Source organism: Vibrio sp. TMPB1044, from assembly GCF_030442075.1.
In the GTDB taxonomy this organism is placed as follows: Bacteria; Pseudomonadota; Gammaproteobacteria; order Enterobacterales; family Vibrionaceae; genus Vibrio; species Vibrio satsumensis.
On sequence record NZ_JAUJED010000069.1, the window covers coordinates 1 to 210 of the forward strand.

General features: G+C 56.2%; 1 rRNA gene. It reads left to right on the forward strand.

The window, feature by feature from the left end:
• Nucleotides 1-210 (forward strand): 23S ribosomal RNA (locus QQ041_RS22250); the annotation flags it as partial.

Genomic DNA, 210 nt, shown 5'->3' on the forward strand with positions numbered 1-210 from the left:
CTCCCTCGCCGGAAGACCAAGGGTTCCTGTCCAACGTTAATCGGGGCAGGGTAAGTCGACTCCTAAGGCGAGGCCGAAAGGCGTAGTCGATGGGAAACGGGTTAATATTCCCGTACTTCTTACAATTGCGATGGGGGGACGGAGAAGGCTAGGTGGGCCTGGCGACGGTTGTCCAGGTTCAAGTACGTAGGCGGGTGGTTTAGGTAAATC